At 70.5% G+C, this 17,870-nt stretch carries 13 protein-coding genes; 7 read left to right on the forward strand and 6 right to left on the reverse strand.

Annotation, left to right across the window (positions count from 1 at the left end):
* Nucleotides 1–114 precede the first annotated feature (114 nt).
* Together ABZS69_RS30155 and ABZS69_RS30160 are read left to right on the forward strand one after the other, a co-directional pair.
* Entirely contained in the window at nucleotides 115–2,106 is a 1,992-nt protein-coding gene (locus ABZS69_RS30155; RefSeq protein WP_355378493.1) for a DUF1996 domain-containing protein, read from the forward strand.
* 122 nt (nucleotides 2,107–2,228) lie between these two features.
* Nucleotides 2,229–2,873, forward strand: coding sequence for a protein-L-isoaspartate(D-aspartate) O-methyltransferase (locus ABZS69_RS30160; protein ID WP_355378495.1), 645 nt, complete (start codon nucleotides 2,229–2,231; stop codon nucleotides 2,871–2,873).
* A gap of 6 nt (nucleotides 2,874–2,879) precedes the next feature.
* Here the strand turns inward: ABZS69_RS30160 and ABZS69_RS30165 are convergent, their stop codons facing one another.
* A complete protein-coding gene (locus tag ABZS69_RS30165) occupies nucleotides 2,880–3,857 on the reverse strand; it encodes a hypothetical protein (protein ID WP_355378496.1) in 978 nt (325 codons plus the stop codon).
* A 532-nt stretch (nucleotides 3,858–4,389) separates the two neighbouring features.
* Here ABZS69_RS30165 and ABZS69_RS30170 point away from each other — a divergent pair.
* Nucleotides 4,390–4,854: an ATP-binding protein gene (locus ABZS69_RS30170; RefSeq protein WP_355378498.1), complete on the forward strand. Its 465-nt coding sequence runs from the start codon at nucleotides 4,390–4,392 to the stop codon at nucleotides 4,852–4,854.
* Nucleotides 4,855–4,914: 60 nt separating this feature from the next.
* Here ABZS69_RS30170 and guaA read toward each other — a convergent pair whose 3' ends face one another.
* Complete coding sequence (gene guaA, locus ABZS69_RS30175; RefSeq protein ID WP_355378499.1) at nucleotides 4,915–6,462, reverse strand: glutamine-hydrolyzing GMP synthase; 1,548 nt, start codon at nucleotides 6,460–6,462, stop codon at nucleotides 4,915–4,917.
* Between the two features lie 97 nt (nucleotides 6,463–6,559).
* Here guaA and ABZS69_RS30180 point away from each other — a divergent pair, with 97 nt between their 5' ends.
* Nucleotides 6,560–7,510 carry a hypothetical protein gene (locus ABZS69_RS30180; RefSeq protein WP_355378501.1) on the forward strand — a complete coding sequence of 317 codons (951 nt, stop codon included), beginning with the start codon at nucleotides 6,560–6,562 and terminating at the stop codon, nucleotides 7,508–7,510.
* On the opposite strand, the gene ABZS69_RS30185 is transcribed toward ABZS69_RS30180, so the two are convergent.
* Both ABZS69_RS30185 and ABZS69_RS30190 read right to left on the reverse strand, forming a co-directional pair.
* Nucleotides 7,501–8,322 carry an SDR family NAD(P)-dependent oxidoreductase gene (locus ABZS69_RS30185; RefSeq protein ID WP_355378502.1) on the reverse strand — a complete coding sequence of 274 codons (822 nt, stop codon included), beginning with the start codon at nucleotides 8,320–8,322 and terminating at the stop codon, nucleotides 7,501–7,503. The genes ABZS69_RS30180 and ABZS69_RS30185 overlap by 10 nt on opposite strands.
* 167 nt (nucleotides 8,323–8,489) lie before the next feature.
* Nucleotides 8,490–9,983 carry a DUF885 family protein gene (locus ABZS69_RS30190; RefSeq protein WP_355378504.1) on the reverse strand — a complete coding sequence of 498 codons (1,494 nt, stop codon included), beginning with the start codon at nucleotides 9,981–9,983 and terminating at the stop codon, nucleotides 8,490–8,492.
* Between the two features lie 80 nt (nucleotides 9,984–10,063).
* On the opposite strand from ABZS69_RS30190, the gene ABZS69_RS30195 reads away from it, so the two are divergent.
* Nucleotides 10,064–10,807 (forward strand): N-acetyltransferase, encoded by a 744-nt coding sequence (locus ABZS69_RS30195; RefSeq protein ID WP_355378506.1) that lies wholly within the window; start codon nucleotides 10,064–10,066, stop codon nucleotides 10,805–10,807.
* A gap of 6 nt (nucleotides 10,808–10,813) precedes the next feature.
* Here the strand turns inward: ABZS69_RS30195 and ABZS69_RS30200 are convergent, their stop codons facing one another.
* Nucleotides 10,814–11,791, reverse strand: coding sequence for a pyridoxal-phosphate dependent enzyme (locus ABZS69_RS30200; protein WP_355378508.1), 978 nt, complete (start codon nucleotides 11,789–11,791; stop codon nucleotides 10,814–10,816).
* A gap of 141 nt (nucleotides 11,792–11,932) precedes the next feature.
* The gene (locus ABZS69_RS30205) at nucleotides 11,933–13,438 is read right to left on the reverse strand and encodes a succinic semialdehyde dehydrogenase (RefSeq protein WP_355378510.1); all 1,506 of its coding nucleotides are present in this window, start codon (nucleotides 13,436–13,438) and stop codon (nucleotides 11,933–11,935) included.
* Between the two features lie 73 nt (nucleotides 13,439–13,511).
* Between ABZS69_RS30205 and ABZS69_RS30210 the strand changes: the two genes are divergently transcribed.
* A complete protein-coding gene (locus ABZS69_RS30210) occupies nucleotides 13,512–15,728 on the forward strand; it encodes a protein kinase (RefSeq protein WP_355378512.1) in 2,217 nt (738 codons plus the stop codon).
* Between the two features lie 31 nt (nucleotides 15,729–15,759).
* On the forward strand, nucleotides 15,760–17,769 hold the full coding sequence (locus ABZS69_RS30215) for a beta-propeller domain-containing protein (RefSeq protein WP_355378515.1): 2,010 nt from the start codon (nucleotides 15,760–15,762) through the stop codon (nucleotides 17,767–17,769).
* The last annotated feature ends 101 nt before the right edge of the window (nucleotides 17,770–17,870 follow it).

A 17,870-nucleotide genomic window follows, 5' to 3' on the forward strand; every position in this document is an offset into this window, starting at 1 on the left:
GCGGTTTAGGCGCCCGCTCCGCCCTCAGCCGGTGAACCCTCCCGCAAGGACCCCCGTACCTCTCGAAGATCGGACTTTCCTTGCCCACGTCACGAAACCGGAGGGAGTGGTCGCATGTGGAGTCCATCGGGGGGAAGAAGATTCAGGCCGTGGTTGGGGGCGGTCTGCCTGAGCGGCAGCGTCGCGCTCGTCCTGTCGGGCTCCCCGCCGTACACGCAGACCGGGGCCGTGGACATTTATCTCAGTACGGCCGCGAGCGAGGGCATCGTCTGCCCGAGCGTGGCCGACCAACTGCCTGACATCCCGGCCGCCGCCAAAGCCGAAGTCGACCGCAACCTCGCCCAACTCGACAAACAACTCCAGGAGGCCAACAACCGACTCGCCACCTCAACAGGACAAGGCGGCCCCAACTTCGTCCAGAACGCCATCCTCGGCCCCCTGGCCGACAAACGCGCCGCCGCCCTCGACCGCATCGCCATAGCCATCGGACGCGTCGCAGAACGCCCCACCGGCCTCGACAAACTCGCCACCTGCTCGCTCGGCGACTCCACCGCCCCGCCGGACCAGGCCACCCCATCCGACCAGGCCACCTCGGCACCGGACCAGACCGCCCCGCCCGAGCAGAACACCCCACCTCCAGAAACCGGCTCCGCCACGCCTGACCCCGGCGGCGGCCAGACCGGGGATCCGGCGGCGCAGACCATCGTCTGCCCGGGCGTGGCCGACCAACTGCCCGAGATCCCGGCCGCCGCCAAAGCCGAAGTCGACCGCAACCTCGCCCAACTCGACAAACAACTCCAGGAGGCCAACAACCGACTCGCCACCTCAACAGGACAAGGCGGCCCCAACTTCGTCCAGAACGCCATCCTCGGCCCCCTGGCCGACAAACGCGCCGCCGCCCTCGACCGCATCGCCATAGCCATCGGACGCGTCGCAGAACGCCCCACCGGCCTCGACAAACTCGCCACCTGCTCGCTCGGCGACTCCGCCCAGAACTCGGCGGACGCCGGGCTGTCGGCCGACGACTACGTCGACATCCGCGACGTGCCCAAGGCAAAGCAGCCGCAGCAGGGTGCGGACGCCTCAACGGGCACGTACGCCTCCCGATGCGGCACGAACCGCGACGGCCACTCCAACACCGACAACCTCATCCTCGCCCCGGGCATGTCGGACGGGGCCCAGCTCACGCTGGACTACGTGGGCAACATGTCCACGGACGCGTTCTCGACCAACGAGAGCCTGGCCGCCGCGGACACCACCTGCCGCGCCAGTGCCGACCGGTCCGCCTACTTCTGGCCGACCCTGCGCGTACGCGGATCCGACGACGCATCCGCCACCCCATCAGCCACCCCGTCCAACGACAAATCCGCCACCGCGTCAGCCACCCCGTCCGTCGACAAATCCGCCACCGCGTCCGACGCACCGTCCGACGCCCAATCCGACGCCCCGTCGGACTACGCGTCCGACGCCCAATCCGATTACGCATCCGACGCCCCGTCCGACGACGTATCCGCCTCCCCATCCGCCACTGGGGCCGACACGAACAGCGACACGAACAGTGGCACCGACAGTGGCACGAACAACGCCGGCACCCCCGTACAGCCGACGTCGGTGAAGCTCGAATACCGCGGCAATCCCACCTCGGAGGTGACGGCGGCTCCGCGGTTCCTCAGGATGCTCTCCGGCGACGCCCGGGCTGTCACCAACGGCGCTGACAACGCCCGGCCGACGTTCACCTGCACGGGCTTCACGGACCGGGTGACCGACAAGTACCCGCTCTGCCCCTCCGGCAGCGACCTGGTCCGCGTCTTCGACATGCCCAGCTGCTGGGACGGCCAGAACCTCGACAGCGCCGACCACCGCACCCACCTCGTCTTCCCTGACGAGAGCGGCGCCTGCCCCAGCGGCACCGAAGCCGTGCCACAGCTCCGGATGACGCTGACCTACGACGACGTGCCCAACTCGGGAGACACCCCCTTCGCGGTGGACGGGTTCCCGAGCGAGCAGAACGACCCGAGCACCGACCACGCCGGCGCCATCGGCGTGATGTCGCAGAAGCTCATGAACACCGTCGTCAACTGCGTCAACAGCGGAAAGAACTGCTGAACAGCCGGGCACCACACCCGCGGAGGGTGTGGTGCCCGCGGCTTCGAGCCCGACCTGTGGGGAAGCAGGTGGGCATGGCTCGGAGCAGCGCACCGGCGGGAACCCGTGACCGGTGATCGCCGATGCGGTACGACACACTGGTGACGGCCGCCCAGTGGGCCGGGGTGGAAGATCCACGGCTGCTGGCGGCCCTCGCCACCACACCGCGCGACCGGTTCGTGCCGCCGCGCTACGCCATCCGCGCCCCTTTCGACGAGCCGATCCCGATCGGTCACGGCCAGCCCACCTCGCAGCCGTCCCTGATCGCACAGATGATCGACGCGCTGCGACTGTCGGGCACGGAGACGGTCCTGGAGATCGGCACCGGGTACGGCTACCAGACCGCCCTGCTGGCCCGCCTGGCCCGCCAGGTGTATTCGATGGAGCGCCACGCCGACCTGGCCCGGCATGCGCGGGCCAACCTCGGCGCGACCGGGGTCGCCAACGCCGAGGTGACGGTCGGCGACGGCACCGCCGGCCTGCCGGAACACGCGCCCTTCGACGCCATCGTGGTGTCCGCCACGGCCCGGAGGGTGCCCGCCCCGCTCATCGAGCAACTGACCGAGGGCGGACGGCTGGTCATGCCGATCCACGAGGAGCTGGACGAGACCGTCGTGCTCTTCGGCAAACGACACGGCCGCCTGGTGCAGGTGCGTCCGCTGACACCCGCCCGCTTCGTCCCCTTGATCGGCGAGCACGCGGACGACCCGCCACCCGGACCCCACTAGGCCCGGTCAGCCGCCCTGCTTGTCCTTCTCGGCGAGGCTGCCGCAGGTGAAGCCCTTCTCCCGCTCGGGATCGAGCTGGATGTCGATCAGGATCGTGCTCTCCGAGAACTTGCGGAAGGTCATCTGCTTGTCGCAGTCGTAGAAGGCGTACCCGCCCTCGAACTCGCCCAGCAGCATCATCCAGCGCCCGTCGTAGAGCGTCTTGCCGCTGCTGTCCTGGAGCGTGGCCCACTGGTCCTGGAAGCCGAGGCTGTCGAGCAGCAGGTTGGCCTGCCCGGACTTCTGCACCTCCGCGGCGCCGAAGACCATCTGGATGATGAGCAGGTATCCCAGCCCGACCCCCGTGAAGGCGCCGATCAGGACTTTCATCCCCGCGCGGCCGATTGATTTGCGGCGCAGCAGCCGGAACGGCACCACGTAGGACAGGAAGCCCAGCAGGATCACGAAGACGACCTCACCGCCGCCCAAGGGCTCCTCCAGCGCGGTGTACACGTACGTGAGGAAGCCCAGGTAGGACAGGCCGGCCCAGATCGCGGCGATCAGGGCGACGATCCAGGGACGCTTCCGGACGGCCTGGAACACGCGCCCGGCCCAGCCGCGGGTGATGACGTTGAGCAGCCAGCCCACCCCGATGAGCAGGCCGATGCCCGAGGCGGTGATCAGCGTCAGCGGCAGCAGGGTGCCCAGGAGCCGCCCGAAGAGCACGGACTGGTCCATGCCGGCCTGCTCGGGCGTGATGCCGAAGACGCCATACATCTCCTTGAAGCCCATGTAGAGCAGCGCGTACAGCGTGACACCGGCCGGGACCACCACCGAGCCGATCTTCTCGAGGACGTCCAGGACGCCGCCTTTGTCCTCCTCGCCCGCTGCCGCGGCCTTCGCGGCCTCGGCCGGGGGCTCCTGGGGGTACGCGGTCTGCGGCGCCGGCGGCTGGGCCGGACCGGCAGGAAGCGGCTGATCTAAGGGATAAGACTGATAAGTCATGATAAATCGGAATCCATGCCTGTATGACGAGTACGGGGAATGACATGATCATTTTCGCTCGGGAGCAGTGCGGATTAACTCCGTCCCAAGGGCCCCAAGAGCGACGATCAGCCCCATACCGTAGCGGTCGAGAGGGCACCGCTGCTACAGGACCCCCCTCAATGCCGCTACGTACCGACAAGCCGCCACAAATACATGAAATTTTCCATTGACTGATGTATTTACCAGGCCCGTCCTGCGCTCCATTACGCATTCACCTGCTGCCGGTCCGGCTCAGCCCGCAGGCCGACGATCCGGTGCCGAGCGCGCGCCGCTGCCCGGTCAAGGGTGTCGAGCCGAGTCGCCTCACCGGCACCTCGGGCATCAGCAGGCACCCACAGTCCCTGCCGTGCAGCAACTACATAGGTGGAATAGGTACCTATATGGGGAGTTCTCACCTCTTCTTGAGGTACCTCACTGAGGCAGTCTCGATGGTGTGAGCAACCCAGGCTCACCCAGCTGCCACCCACGACAGGACATGAACAGGCTTTCGATGAGCGACATCTTGAAGGCGGTGACCGGCCGCCACACGACGCGCCGCACGGTCTCGTGGTGGCTCTCGCCTGACCTCGGCTCGGTGGGCGAGGCCCGCCGGCTGACCCGTGAGAAGCTCACCGACTGGGGCTTCGACGACCAGGTGGAAGTCGCCGAACTGCTCGTCAGCGAGCTGGCCGGCAACGCGCTCGGTCACGCGTACGGGCGGGTCCGCCTCAGCTTCTCCGCCGAGGATGGCCTGCTGCGCGGCGAGATCGAGGACGAGAACCCCGAGCTGCCCCGGATGCGCGTCGTCGACGCCGACGCCGAGCGCGGCCGCGGGCTGTTCCTCGTCGACATGCTCTCCTGCTGCTGGGGCGGCGTCCGTACGGATCGTGGCAAGGCCATCTGGTTCGAGCTGCCGGCGTTCGCCCACGCCGAGACCGGCTCCCCCGTCGACACCCTCGCCCCGATCGCCGCCTGAACCCCGAGCGGCCTACCCCGCCCCCGGCCCCCGCCCGGACCCGCCCCCGCTAGCGAAGAACTACTCCCACTCGATGGTGCCCGGGGGCTTGCTCGTCACGTCGAGCACCACCCGGTTGACTTCCCGAACCTCGTTCGTGATCCGCGTGGAGATGCGCGACAGCACGTCGTAAGGCACCCGCGACCAGTCCGCAGTCATCGCGTCCTCGGACGTCACCGGCCGCAGCACCACCGGATGCCCGTACGTGCGCCCGTCGCCCTGCACCCCCACCGAGCGGACGTCGGCCAGCAGCACCACCGGGCACTGCCAGATCTGCCGGTCGAGGCCGGCGCGGGACAGCTCCTCGCGGGCGATCGCGTCGGCCTCGCGCAGCAGGTCAAGGCGCTCGCGGGTGACCTCGCCCACGATGCGGATGCCGAGGCCGGGGCCGGGGAAGGGCTGGCGCCACACCATGGCGGAGGGGAGCCCCAGCTCCTCGCCCGCCCGGCGGACCTCGTCCTTGAAGAGCGCGCGCAGGGGCTCGACCAGCTTGAACTGGAGGTCTTCGGGCAGGCCGCCGACATTGTGGTGGGACTTGATGTTGGCGGTGCCGGTGCCGCCGCCCGACTCCACCACGTCGGGGTAGAGCGTGCCCTGGACCAGGAACTCCACCGGCCCGTCGGCCATGATCGCGCGCTGCTCGTCCTCGAAGACGCGGATGAACTCGCGGCCGATGATCTTCCGCTTCTCCTCCGGGTCGGAGACGCCCTCCAGCGCCTTCAGGAAGCGGTCGGAGGCGTCGACCACGCGCAGTTTCACGCCCGTGGCGGCCACGAAGTCACGCTCGACCTGCTCGGCCTCGCCCTTGCGCAGCAGACCATGGTCGACGAAGACGCAGGTCAGCCGCTCGCCGATGGCGCGCTGGACGATCGCGGCGGCCACCGCGGAGTCGACTCCGCCGGACAGCGCGCAGATCGCCCGGCCGTCGCCGACCTGGCGGCGCACGGCGGCGATGGAGTCTTCGACGATGTTCAGCATGGTCCACGCCGGGCGGCATCCGGCGGCGTCGAGGAAATGCTTGAGCACGACCTGGCCGTGCTCGGAGTGGAGCACCTCCGGGTGGAACTGCACGCCGTAGAGGCCGCGACCGGGGTGCTCGAAGGCGGCGACCGGAGTCTCGCTCGTCGAGGCGGTCACCGTGAAGCCCTCGGGGGCGGCGGCGACGCTGTCACCGTGGGACATCCAGACCGTCTGGGCGGCCGGGAGACCGGCGAAGATCACGCCCTCCTCGACCACGTCCAGCGCGGTGCCGCCGTACTCGGCCACGCCAGTGCGGGCCACCTCACCGCCCAGCGCCTGCGCCATGGCCTGGAAGCCGTAGCAGATGCCGAACGTGGGCACACCCGTGTCGAACAGCCCGTGCGGCACCGGCGGCGCGCCCTCGGCGTAGACCGAGGAAGGCCCGCCGGACAGGATGATCGCCTTGGGGTGCTTGGCCATCATCTCCTCGACCGGCATGGTCGAAGGCACGATCTCGGAGTAGACGTGGCACTCGCGCACACGCCTGGCGATGAGCTGCGCGTACTGTGCGCCGAAGTCGACCACGAGCACTGTGTCGAATTCAGACACCGTGAGAACCCCCCAAAGGCGATATGCGGTGACTACAGTCTATCGGCCTTGTGCATTACGCCTGGCCTGCCACCGGTACTCGTGCTAACACAGAACAATGGATCTTGTCTGGCCGGCGACGGCGTGGGCCCTGTGGGCCGCCACGCTGGCCGCCGCCTTCAAGGTGTCCAGCCGCGAACGCCCGCAGCGGGCGCCGCGCCACGAGACGCCACCGCCCGTGGTCGAGCTGTTACGGGGAATGCGGGTTCAGGAGGTGTTCCACTCGGCGCTGTTCGAGCTGGCCGCACGCGGGTGGCTGATGATCGAAGACGACCGCCTGTCTCTGGCGTCCGCGCGGCAGGAGCCGCTCCTCCCGTACGAGCGATGGGTCCTGGAACGGGTGACCGCCTGCCTGACGGGCAAGCCGCACGTGCCCGTGATGGCGGTCATGCCCGAAGGGTCCGACCTGGACGGCGCGCTGGTCCCGCTGGTCCGGCAGACCGCCATCGACCTCGGCCTGGCACGGCGGCGCTGGCCGACCATGATCGTCCCGGTGCTCATGGCCGCGGCGCTGTTCATCCCCTGGTACGCCACAGTCTCCGCGGCCGGGCTGTCGTGGCCGGGGATGATCGCCACGATGGTGTCGTTCGTGGCCGGGGTGGGGCTGCTCATGGCGGGGCGGGGGTTCCTGCTGACACCGGCGGGGCTGGAGGTCGCCGGGCCGGACGCCGAGCCGACCGATCCCGAGCAGGAGTGGATCTTCACCGGCAGCGGCTGGCACGGCGTCGAGATCGAGCCGCCCGGATCCGCCGCGCCCGGCCCCAACCGGCAGGAGGTCTCCGGTTACGTCGTCAAACGCTGGGCCGTCGCCGACGCGGACCCCGAGACGACCGGCAGCACGCGCGCCTACCACCTGGCCGTGCACGATGGCAGCTCGGAACAGGCCAGGTCGTTCCTGGTCACGGAGGGCCTCTACCGGGACGTGCTGCCTGGCGACCACGTCCGGCTGCTGGTCAGGCTGCGCAGCGGCAGGGTGGTGCGGATGCTGGACCACGAACATCACTGGTAGGGCGGCAGGTTCCCGGTGAGCAAGGTCTCGGTCTGCAGGCGCAGCCGGGCGGCGTGCCCGGGATCGGTCAGCACCAGGAACCGCTCCTCCCGGATGGCCGCCACGACCAGGTCGGCCACCTCGGCCGGATCGAGGCCGCGCTGGGCCGCCCGGCCGACCCACGCCTGCACGTCGGCCTCGTCCTGGGTGGGGGTGGTGACCAGGCCGGGCGGGCGGAGACGTTCGGAGTCGGCGATGCGGGTCCTGACCGCGCCGGGGCACAGCGCGGTCACGCGGAGTTTGGAGCCCGTGGCGGCCAGATCCTCGGCGAGGGCCTGGGACGCGGCCATCGCGGCGTATTTGGTGACCGCGTACCCGCCCGATCCCGGCGAGGTGAACAGCCCGGCCACCGACACCGTGTTGACGATGTGCCCCTCGGTGTCCTGCTCGATCATGCGCGGGACGAACTCGTGGATGCCGTGCAGCACGCCCCACAGGTTCACGCCGAGCAGCCAGGCGAAGTCCTCCTCGCCGCGGGTCCACATGCGGCCGCCCTGGAAGACGCCGGCGTTGTTGCAGAGGACGTGCACGGCGCCGAACTCGCCGAAGCAGCGGTTGGCCAGGTGCCGTACGGCCGCCGCGTCGGAGACGTCGGTGACCTGCGTGAGCACCTTGCCGTCGCCTGCCTGGTACGCCGTCTCGGCGAGGCCGCCGGGATCGACGTCGGCGAGCATCAGCGTCATGCCCTCGGCCGCGAACCTGAGCGCCAGCGCCCGCCCGATGCCGCTGGCCGCGCCGGTCACCACGGCGACCTTGCCGGAGAGCTCCCGCACAGGATCATCCTCCCCTCGCTCGTGATCGACGCTACCGGACGGGCCGCCGCCGCCCTAGAGAACCGCTCGGAGAATGCCGCCCCCCTGTACTCCGGCTGGGTCCCTTGGGAGTACAGGGAGGAGGGTGTCCCGCTGAGGTCCCTTCGGCGAGGAGAGGGGGCCGGGGTCTAGAGGATGCGGTCGAGCAGGCCCAGGGGTGGCGAGCCGAGGTCGAGCAGGGCCTTGTGGTAGCGCTGCAGGCTGAAGTCCGCGCCCCACTCCGCCCGCGCCCGCTCCCGCAGGTCGAGGATGAGCAGCTTGCCCCACGTGTAACGCCCGTACGTCGGGTCGAACGTCGCCCGCCTGGCCTCGGACAGCGCGGCCGGCCCGGCCAGGTGCGTGTCGGACTCGAAGCGCCGGGCGCCCTCCTCGACCGTCAGCTGCCCGGTGTGCACGCCGATCGCGCAGGCCAGCCGGGTGACGCGGAGCAGCGCCTCCACCCAGACCCCGATCTCGAACCGCGGGTCGTCCGGCTCGAAGCCTTCCTCCACGCACAGTTCCTCGGCGTAGTGCGCCCAGCCCTCGATGAACGCGACGGACTGCAGCAGCCGGCGCACGTCCGACTTCGCCCGCCGCAGCGCGCGGGCGTGCGAGAAGTGCCCGGGCGCGACCTCGTGCACGTTGATCGCCGGCAGCGTCGCGTGGCTGAAGACCTCCAGCCACTCCTCCTGGTCCTGCTCGGGCCAGGACGGGTCCGGCGGCGTGATGTAGTACCAGGACGGGCCCTCGGGCTCGCCGGGCGAGTTCCAGGCCATCATGGCCATCGCCCAGCGTCGCGACTCGGGCGCCAGCCCCACCAGGCACTCGCCGTCGTGGTAGGGCACGAGGTCCTTCTCCCTGGTGAACGCGATGGCCTTCTCCGTGCCGATCCGCGCCGCCTCGATGACCCCGTCGGCGTCGGGATGGTGCTTGACGAGCTCCCGTACGACGTCCAGCGGCGCCTTGTCCCGCTCCCCCAGCTTGGCGCAGGACTCGGCGAGCAGCCCCATCAGCCGGTCCCGCTCGGCGTCGGCGCGCTCGGCGAGCCTGCCCAGGTCGACGGGCAGGCCCTCGGCCGTGCCCATGAGCCTGGCCAGGGCCTCGCCGCCGAGCGCCGCGTTGGGGTCGCCCTCCGCCGCGGCCAGCTCGACGTGCGCCACGAGCCGGGCGTGCGCCTTGAGCGCGGCCTCGTCGGTGACCCCGGCGGCCAGCCCCTTGGTCGCGGCGAGCAGGGACTGCGCGACGGGGGCCGCGACCTGGTCGAGCGAGTCGATGGCCTGCTCCACCGCTTCGGGCCAGAGCGCGAGGTGGGCCGCCTTGGCCGCCGCGCGATCCTCCTCTGGGGCGTAGTCGCGGTCGTAGCAGGCGAGGTCGAGGTTCGAGAGGTGGATCAGCGGGTTCTTTCGATGCAGCTCCAGCTCGCCGAACTGAGTGCGCATGCTCTGCTCGAACACCTGTAGGTGTTCGGCGTCATGCGCGTCCGCGGGCAGCGGCCCCTCGCCGAGCCGCGCCAGCCCGGCCCGCACGCCCTCAGGCGAGAGGTCCTGGATCCGGCCGTCGTACTCGTGTCTGCCGCCGCCCTCGCGCGCCTCGGCCACGATCAGGTCGGTGATGGCCCGCAGCCTGGCGTCAAGTTCTGTCATGCGGCCGACGCTAGCGCACCCCCATTCGTCCTGATTTATTCGAGCACGTACCGGTCGGCCGTAATGTGAGAATGATCCCCATGGCCCTCAAGATCACGACGCTCGCGGAGCGTCCGGAGTTCGCGCCGTCGCTGTTCGAGATGGACCACACGTGGCACGAGTTCCTGCTCGAAGATCCGATCGCGGACCTGTTCTACCCGTTCGCCACCACGACGTACGCCGAGTACGTGCTGGTGGCCGACTCCGACGAGGAGCCGGGGCGGCTGGCGGCGCGGGCGTGCATGATCCCGTTCCTCGCCGACGGCCCCGAGCTGCCCGACGACGGGTGGGACGGCGTGATCAGGTCCGGCTGGCTGGCCCGCGAGCGCGGCGAGGAGCCCGACGGCATCTCCGCCCTGGAGATCTCCGTCCGCCGCGACCTCCAGGGCACGGGGCTCTCCTCCCTGATGCTCGCGGCCATGCGCGAGCGCGCCGCCGCCCTCGGCCATCGCGAGCTGGTGGCGCCGGTCAGGCCCAACAGGAAGCACCTCGAACCGCGCACCCCCATGACCGAGTACGCCTTCAGGACCCGCGCCGACGGCCTGCCCCATGACTCCTGGCTGCGGGTGCACGTGCGGGCGGGCGCGAAGATCGTCAAGGTGGCGCCGCGCTCGATGGTGGTGGCGGGCACGCTGGCGGAGTGGCGGCAGTGGACGGACCTGCCCTTCGACCGCCCGGGCCCGGTGGAGGTGCCCGGCGCGCTCAACTCGGTGCACTGCGACGTGGAGCAGGATTACGCCGTGTACGTCGAGCCGAACGTCTGGGTCAGCCACCCCCTGACCTGAGCCCGTTCAGACGCCGGTGCGGCGCCGCAGCTCGTCGGCGTGTTGCCCGGCGTCCAGCCCCTTGGCGGCGGCCCACGCGTCGTCGTGGCAGGTCACCAGATGCCGGTCGGCGGCATCGCCCACCAGCGACACCACGGTGCCGCTCTCGCCCCTGGCCCGCATGCGCTCGACCAGCTCCAGCGCCGCCCAGAGCGCCGTGCCCGACGAGCCGCCCACGGCGAGCCCCGTCACCGCCCTGATGTGCCGGGCCGCCGCCACGCTCGCCGCGTCGGGCACCGGGATGACGAGGTCGACGAGGTCAGGCCGGAACCCCGGCTCGATGCGGGGCCGCCCGATGCCCTCGATCCGTGACGGCATCCCGGTCGCGTAGTCGGGCACGTCGAGCGTCCAGCCCGGGAAATATGCCGAATTATCGGGATCTGCCACCGCGATCCGGCAGGGAATGTCATGATCGCGGGCCCACCGCCCGAGCGTGGCGGAGGTGGCCCCCGTGCCCGCGCCCGTCACCACCCAGTCGGGCCGCACCTGGGCGAACAGCTCCGCCCCCAGGTCATGCTCGGCCGCCCGCCCGAACTGGTCGAGGAAATGGCCCGGGATCCCGCGCGCCGCGTCATAGATCGCCAGGGGCGGCGTCACGAACCTGCACTCCCCGCCCAGCGCCTCCACCGCGCGGGCCCGCGCCGGGCTCCGCTCGCCCGGCATGACCACGATGTACGGCAGCCCGAGCCGCCGGGCGAACCACGCCTGCGCGACGGCCGCGTTGCCGCCCGTGGCCTCCACGACGGTCGTGCCCTCGGTGACCAGCCCGTCGAGGACGGCCTGCCGGAACAGCGCCCTGGCATGGCGGTGCCGCAGGCTCCCGGTCGGCTGCGCGGACTCGTCCTTCAGCAGCAGCCTGATCCCGGGCGCCGGCACCGGGAAGTCGATCAGCGGGGTGGGCTCCCCCGCCGCCAGCACGTCGAGGGCCCGCGCGTTCCAACTCACGCCTCCACCCTGCCAGCCCAGCACGCGCCAGGCGGCGCCGTTCGCCACGAGCCGACCGCCACAGGCCAAGCCGTCGTTCGCCACGAGCCGACCGGCCCGGCCCCCAGGATCTCGGCGGCGTATTCCGTCGTGGCGCGGACGTCACTTCATCCGGAGCCGCCGCATCGTCTTGAGCGTGCCGGCCAGGGCGTCGGCCCACTTCTCGTACGGCAGCCCGAACGGCGGCTCGAAGCCCAGCCAGCCGGCCTGCGAGGCCACGGTCTTGGACTCGGTGTAGCGCAGCAGGCCCTCGGAGCCGTGCCGGCGGCCCAGCCCGGACGCCTTCATGCCGCCCATGGGAGCGTCGTAGGAGGCGTAGGCCGAGGCGTACCCCTCGTTGATGTTGACCGTGCCGGCCTTGACGCGGGCGGCGAGCGCCCGGCCGCGCGGGAGGCTGGAGGTCCAGATGGAGGCGTTCAGGCCGTAGATGGTGTCGTTGGCCAGCTCGACCACCTCGTCGTCGGAGTTGAACGGGGAGAGCGCGACCACCGGCCCGAACGTCTCGTTGCGGCACAATTCCATGTCCCCGGCGACGCCGGTGAGCACGGTCGGCTCGTAGAACAGCGGGCCCAGGTCGGGCCTGGTCCGGCCGCCGGTCAGCAGCCGCGCGCCCTTGGCCAGGGCGTCCTCCACGTGCGCGCTGACCGTGTCGAGCTGACGCTGCGAGGTGAGCGAGCCCATCTGCACCGACCAGTCGTGCCCCGCGCCCAGCTTCATGCCGCGGACCTGCTCGACGAAACGCTCGGCGAACGCCTCGAAAACGGACGCGTGCACGTAGAGGCGCTCGATCGACAGGCAGAGCTGCCCGGCGTTCGTGAAGCAGGCCCGGATGGCACCCTGCACGGCCACGTCGAGGTCGGCGTCGTCGAGCACCACCATGGGGTTCTTACCGCCGAGCTCCAGCGAGCAGCCGATGAGCCGCTTGGCCGCCTCCTCGGCGATCTTCCTGCCGCCGCGCGTGGACCCCGTGAACGCCACGTAGTCGGCGTCGTCCAGCAGCGCGTCGCCGATCTCGGCCGGTTCGCCGAGCACGACCTGCCAGATCTCGCGCGGCATGCCCAGCTCGGCCAGCAGGTCGATGGTCCACAGCGTGGACAGGGCGGTCTGCGTGTCCGGCTTGTGCACGATCGCGTTGCCGGCCAGCAGCGCGGGCACCGCGTCGGTGACGCCCAGCGCGAGCGGGTAGTTCCACGGGGAGATCAGCGCGACCACGCCCTTGGGCTGGCGCAACTCCACGACCCGGGTGGCGACGGGGAAGATGCCCTTGCGGGCGCGCGGCGCGAGCAGGGCGGGCGCGCGGCGGGCGTAGTGGAGGGCGCAGCCCGCGACGTCGAGCACCTCCTCGAAGGCGTGCTTGCGAGCCTTGCCCGTCTCGTTCTGGACGATGTCGAGGATCTCTGCGCGCCGGTCGAGAATCGCGTCGTGCAGCCGCAGGAACGGTCTCGCCCGTTCCGCCGCGGGCCTGCGCGCCCACTCGACCTGGGCGGCCCTGGCCTTCTCGTACGCCCTGCGGACGTCGTCGGCGTCCGACAGAGGCAGCTCGGCGAGGGTTTCGCCGGTGAAAGGGGCGAGGATGTGCCGTGTCCTACCGCTGGACGTCACGTGCATGCCAGAAGGATATTCCGCCTGGCTACCCACGGGTAGTTTTTGCGGATTCGCGCCGTAGCGACAGAATCCCTACATGGCAATCTTCGCGCCGCTACGCCCCGGAGATCCACAACGGCTCGGGGGCCTGGATCTCCTCGGCCGGATCGGGGAGGGCGGCCAGGGCGTCGTCTATCTCGCCAAAGGTCACAATGACTCCCGCGTGGCCGTCAAATGGCTGCGCCCCGACCTGTCGGGCGACCAGGTGAGCGCAGAGAGGTTCACGCGCGAGGTCCAGGTGGCCCAGCAGGTGGCGCCGTTCTGCACCGCCGCCGTTCTCGGCACCGGGGTCGAGCAGGACCGGCCGTACATCATCAGCGAATACATCGAAGGGCCGTCGCTGCACCGGGTCGTGACGGAGGACGGGCCGCGCACCGGGACCGTCCTGCACCGGCTGGCCATCAACACCGCCACCGCGCTGGCCGCCATCCACCAGGCGGGCATCGTCCACCGCGACTTCAAGCCGGCCAACGTGATCATCGGCGCCGACGGACCCCGGGTGATCGACTTCGGCATCGCCAGGGCACTGAACGCCACCTCGACGATCAGCAGCATGGTCGTGGGCACGCCGGCGTACATGTCGCCCGAGCAGATCATGGGGCACACGGTCGGCCCGGCCTCCGACATGTTCGCGTGGGCGAGCGCGATGATCTTCGCCGCCTCCGGGCAGGCGCCGTTCGGCAGCGACACGATGCCCGCGGTGATCAACCGCGTCCTCAACCAGCATCCCGACCTGGGCATGCTGGACGGGCACCTGCATGACGTGGTGGCCGCGTGCCTGTCCAAGGACCCGGCGCAGCGGCTGACGGCCGAGCAGGTCATGATGCGGCTGCTGCGGCACCCGGCGCCGGGTGCCGCGCCGAACCCCGGGCCACACTCCGGTCCGAACCCCGGGCCCGCCCCGTCGCTTCCGTTCGCGTCGCCGTCGGGCCCGCCGTCCGGCCCGCCGGGCCCGCCGTCAGGTCCCGTGCCCGGCCCGCCGTCAGGTCCCGTGCCGGGGCCGCCGTCGGGACCCGTCCCGTACCAGGGGCCCGGCGGGTACTCCGGCCCGGTCCCGCACACGGGCTCCGTCGCCCCTTCCCCCCAGCAGCCGTGGCAGCCTCCTGGGCCCTATGCCCAGACCACCGCCCCGAGCTGGGGCGAGCACCCGCCGCGGAAGAAGAGCAGGGCGCCGCTGATCGCGGGCGTCACGGTGGCGGTCGCGCTGCTGATCCTGGCCGGCGTGGTCGTGTACATCCAGGTCGACAAGGCGTCGCTGGCCGGCTCGACCGGCACCCCGAGGCCCAGCGCGACGAAGTCCAGGACGACCGCCACCCCGTCCCCCACCCAGGCGGCCGTGCCGGCGACGGGCGTCAAGAAGGCGCTCCCCGGCGGGAACATCTCGGTCTACGAGGACCCGGGCGACGCGGTCGTGCTGACCTCCTACGAGATCTACGACAAGAAGAAGGACGACTGGATCGACTACGCCAGGGGCTCGTTGCGCGGCACGTTCACGAAGTACGCCGGCAACTGGGAGTCGATGGTCTCCCCCGACGGCCGCTACCTCGCGGAGCGGGGCAGGAGCTACAGCTCCGACGACTTCGACTACATCGTCCTCTCCGACCGCCGGTCGGGCGACCGTACGACGATCAAGACCGTCAAGAAGCCGCTGATCAGCAGCATCAGGGCGTGGTCGAGGGACGGCTCGAAGATCCTGCTCAACACCGAGCGCAAGGTCGGGAGCAAGTGGCTCTACCTGGGCTTCGTCCTCATCGACGTGGCCAGGAAGCAGGCCACCCAGGTCGACGTCAGCGACACCTCCATCCGCCAGACGGCCTTCGGCTTCGACGGCACCGAGGACGGCGCGGTCAACGTCTACGGCGACGAGAAGAACCGCAGCCTGCGCTTCTTCAACGCCCTGGGCAAGGCCACGCACTCGGCGAACGAGATCGGCACGCTGTCCGCCGGCACGCAGGACATCTTCTCGCCCTCGGGCAAGACGTTCGTCACCAACTGCCCCAACGGCGGCGACGGCGACCACTGCATCTGGGACACCCAGTCGGGCGAGCGCCTGCGCAAGTTCTCCTCCGACTGCGACAAGGTCCTCGGCTTCTACGACGAGAACCACCTCTACTGCTGGGAGCAGGACAACGGCACCGACGACGAGGTCCAGGTGGTCGACTTCAACGGAAAGCTGGTGCGCAAGCTGCTGGAGGTGCCCGACGAGATCGACTTCAGCCCCGTCTTCACCGCGAACCCGAACAAGGGCTCCTGAACCATCCGCCTGAGGCAGCCGTCTTGAGGGCATGAAGACGCTGATCCGCACCGCCGCGACCGTCGCGGCGCTCGCGACGGCCGCGGTCGCCTGCACCTCCACGACCGCGGGCGCGCCGCCGAAGCCCAAGGTGAGCCCGCTCGGCGCGATCCGCCTGGTGGCCTACACCGGCTGCGACGACCTGCTGTCCGGGCTGCGCGAGCACGCCGCCCAGCGCGTCACCCCGTACGGGTTCGACAACGTCATGCCCCTCGCGTACATGGAGGACGCCGCCCGCTCGGTCACCGCGAACGCCAAGCAGAGCACCCCCGAGCACTCCACGACGAACGTGCACGAGGCCGGCGTGGACGAGCCCGACGTGGTCAAGACCGACGGCAATCGGGTCATCACCGTCAAGGACGGCGTCCTGCGGATCATCGACACCGCCACCAGGAAGGTCACCGGCTCGCTCAAGCTGACGGAGGGCGAGAACGGCCGCGGCGTGCCCGCCGACCTGCTGGTCTCGGGCGACCGCGCGCTGGTGCTGATGCGCGGCGGCGACATCATGTACAAGCGGATGGCCGCCTTCGCCCCGCCGGCCGACACCAGGTACGTGCTGGTCGACCTGTCGGGCCGGCCCAAGGTGCTGAGCACGATCAAGCCGCAGGGCTCGTACGTGGACGCCAGGATGGTCGGCTCCACGGTCAGGGTGGTCACCCGCAGCCAGCCGGACATCGCGTTCCCCGAGTTCAAGGACGACGTCTCCGAGGCCGAGCGCCTCAAGCGCAACCAGGCCGCGGTCCGCCAGGCCCCGGCGGACGCCTGGCTCCCCAAGGTCGAGATCACCGACGCGTCCGGCACCGTCAAGAAGGACTCGGTGCAGTGCGAGCGGATCAGCCACCCGGCCGACTACACCGGCACCTCGCTGCTGACCGTGCACACCATCGACCTCGCGCAGGGCGTGACCGCCGCGGGCACCGACCCGATCAGCCTGGCGGCCGACGGCGACATCGTGTACGGCACCGGGAGCAGCCTCTACGTGGCCAGCAACCCGCGCTGGTGGATGCCGGTGGTGATCAGTGAGCCGGTGGTGGACGACGCCCCGGCGACCACACCGCCGGCCTCGGGAGACGTCGCCCCGGCCGTGGAGCCCACGCCCACGCAGCCCCCTGCCTCCGAGACGCCCAGCCCGTCGCCCACAGGGACGACGGCGTCCGCCCTCCCCGAGCCCACCCCCACGCTCCCGCCGGAGGAGACCGAGGTCCACCGCTTCGACATCTCCTCGGCCGGCGCGCCCTCCTACGTGGCCTCCGGCAAGGTCCCCGGCCGCCTGCTGAACCAGTACTCACTGTCGGAGTACGACGGCCACCTGCGCATCGCCACCACGCTCAACTCCCCCGACGGCAAGACCAGCTCCAGCGCCGTGTACGTGCTCAAGGCCGACACCATGGCCAAGACGGGCGAGGTCGGGGGCCTCGGCGAGGGCGAGCGCATCTACTCGGTCAGGTTCATCGGCCCGGTCGGCTACTGCGTCACGTTCAAGCAGGTCGACCCGCTCTACACGCTCGACCTGCGCGACCCGGCGGCGCCCAGGGTGACGGGCGAGCTGAAGATCACCGGCTACTCCGCCTACCTGCACCCCGGCGCCGACGGCCGGCTGATCGGCATCGGCCAGGAGGCCAGCGAGAAGGGCAGGACGCTGGGCACGCAGGTCTCGCTGTTCGACGTCAGCGACCCGGCCGGCCCGCGCAGGTTGTCGCAGCTGTTCCAGAAGGACTCGGGCTCGACGGCCGAGTGGGACCCGCACGCGTTCCTGTACTGGCCCAAGACCGGCCTGGCGGTGATCCCGCTGTACCAGCAGAACGAGGCGGGCGGGCTCGTCCTGAAGATCGACGACTCGGCCGTGACGAAGGTCGGCATGATCAAGCACCCGGGCAAGGACCAGGGCGGGATCGAGCGGGCGATGGTCATCGGCGACTCGATCTGGACGCTCTCGTACGACGGCATGCAGGTCAACGACGCCGCCACGCTGGCACAGCAGGCCTGGATCCCGCTCCGCTGAGCCCAAACATACCTAGTTAAAAGGTGCTGATTCGTATGGAATCAGCACCTTTTTCCATGGACAGGGTCCGACAATTGATGAAAACTTTACTAACCATGTAA

It is taken from the genome of Nonomuraea sp. NPDC005650 (assembly GCF_040605375.1).
Taxonomy (GTDB): Bacteria; Actinomycetota; Actinomycetes; order Streptosporangiales; family Streptosporangiaceae; genus Nonomuraea.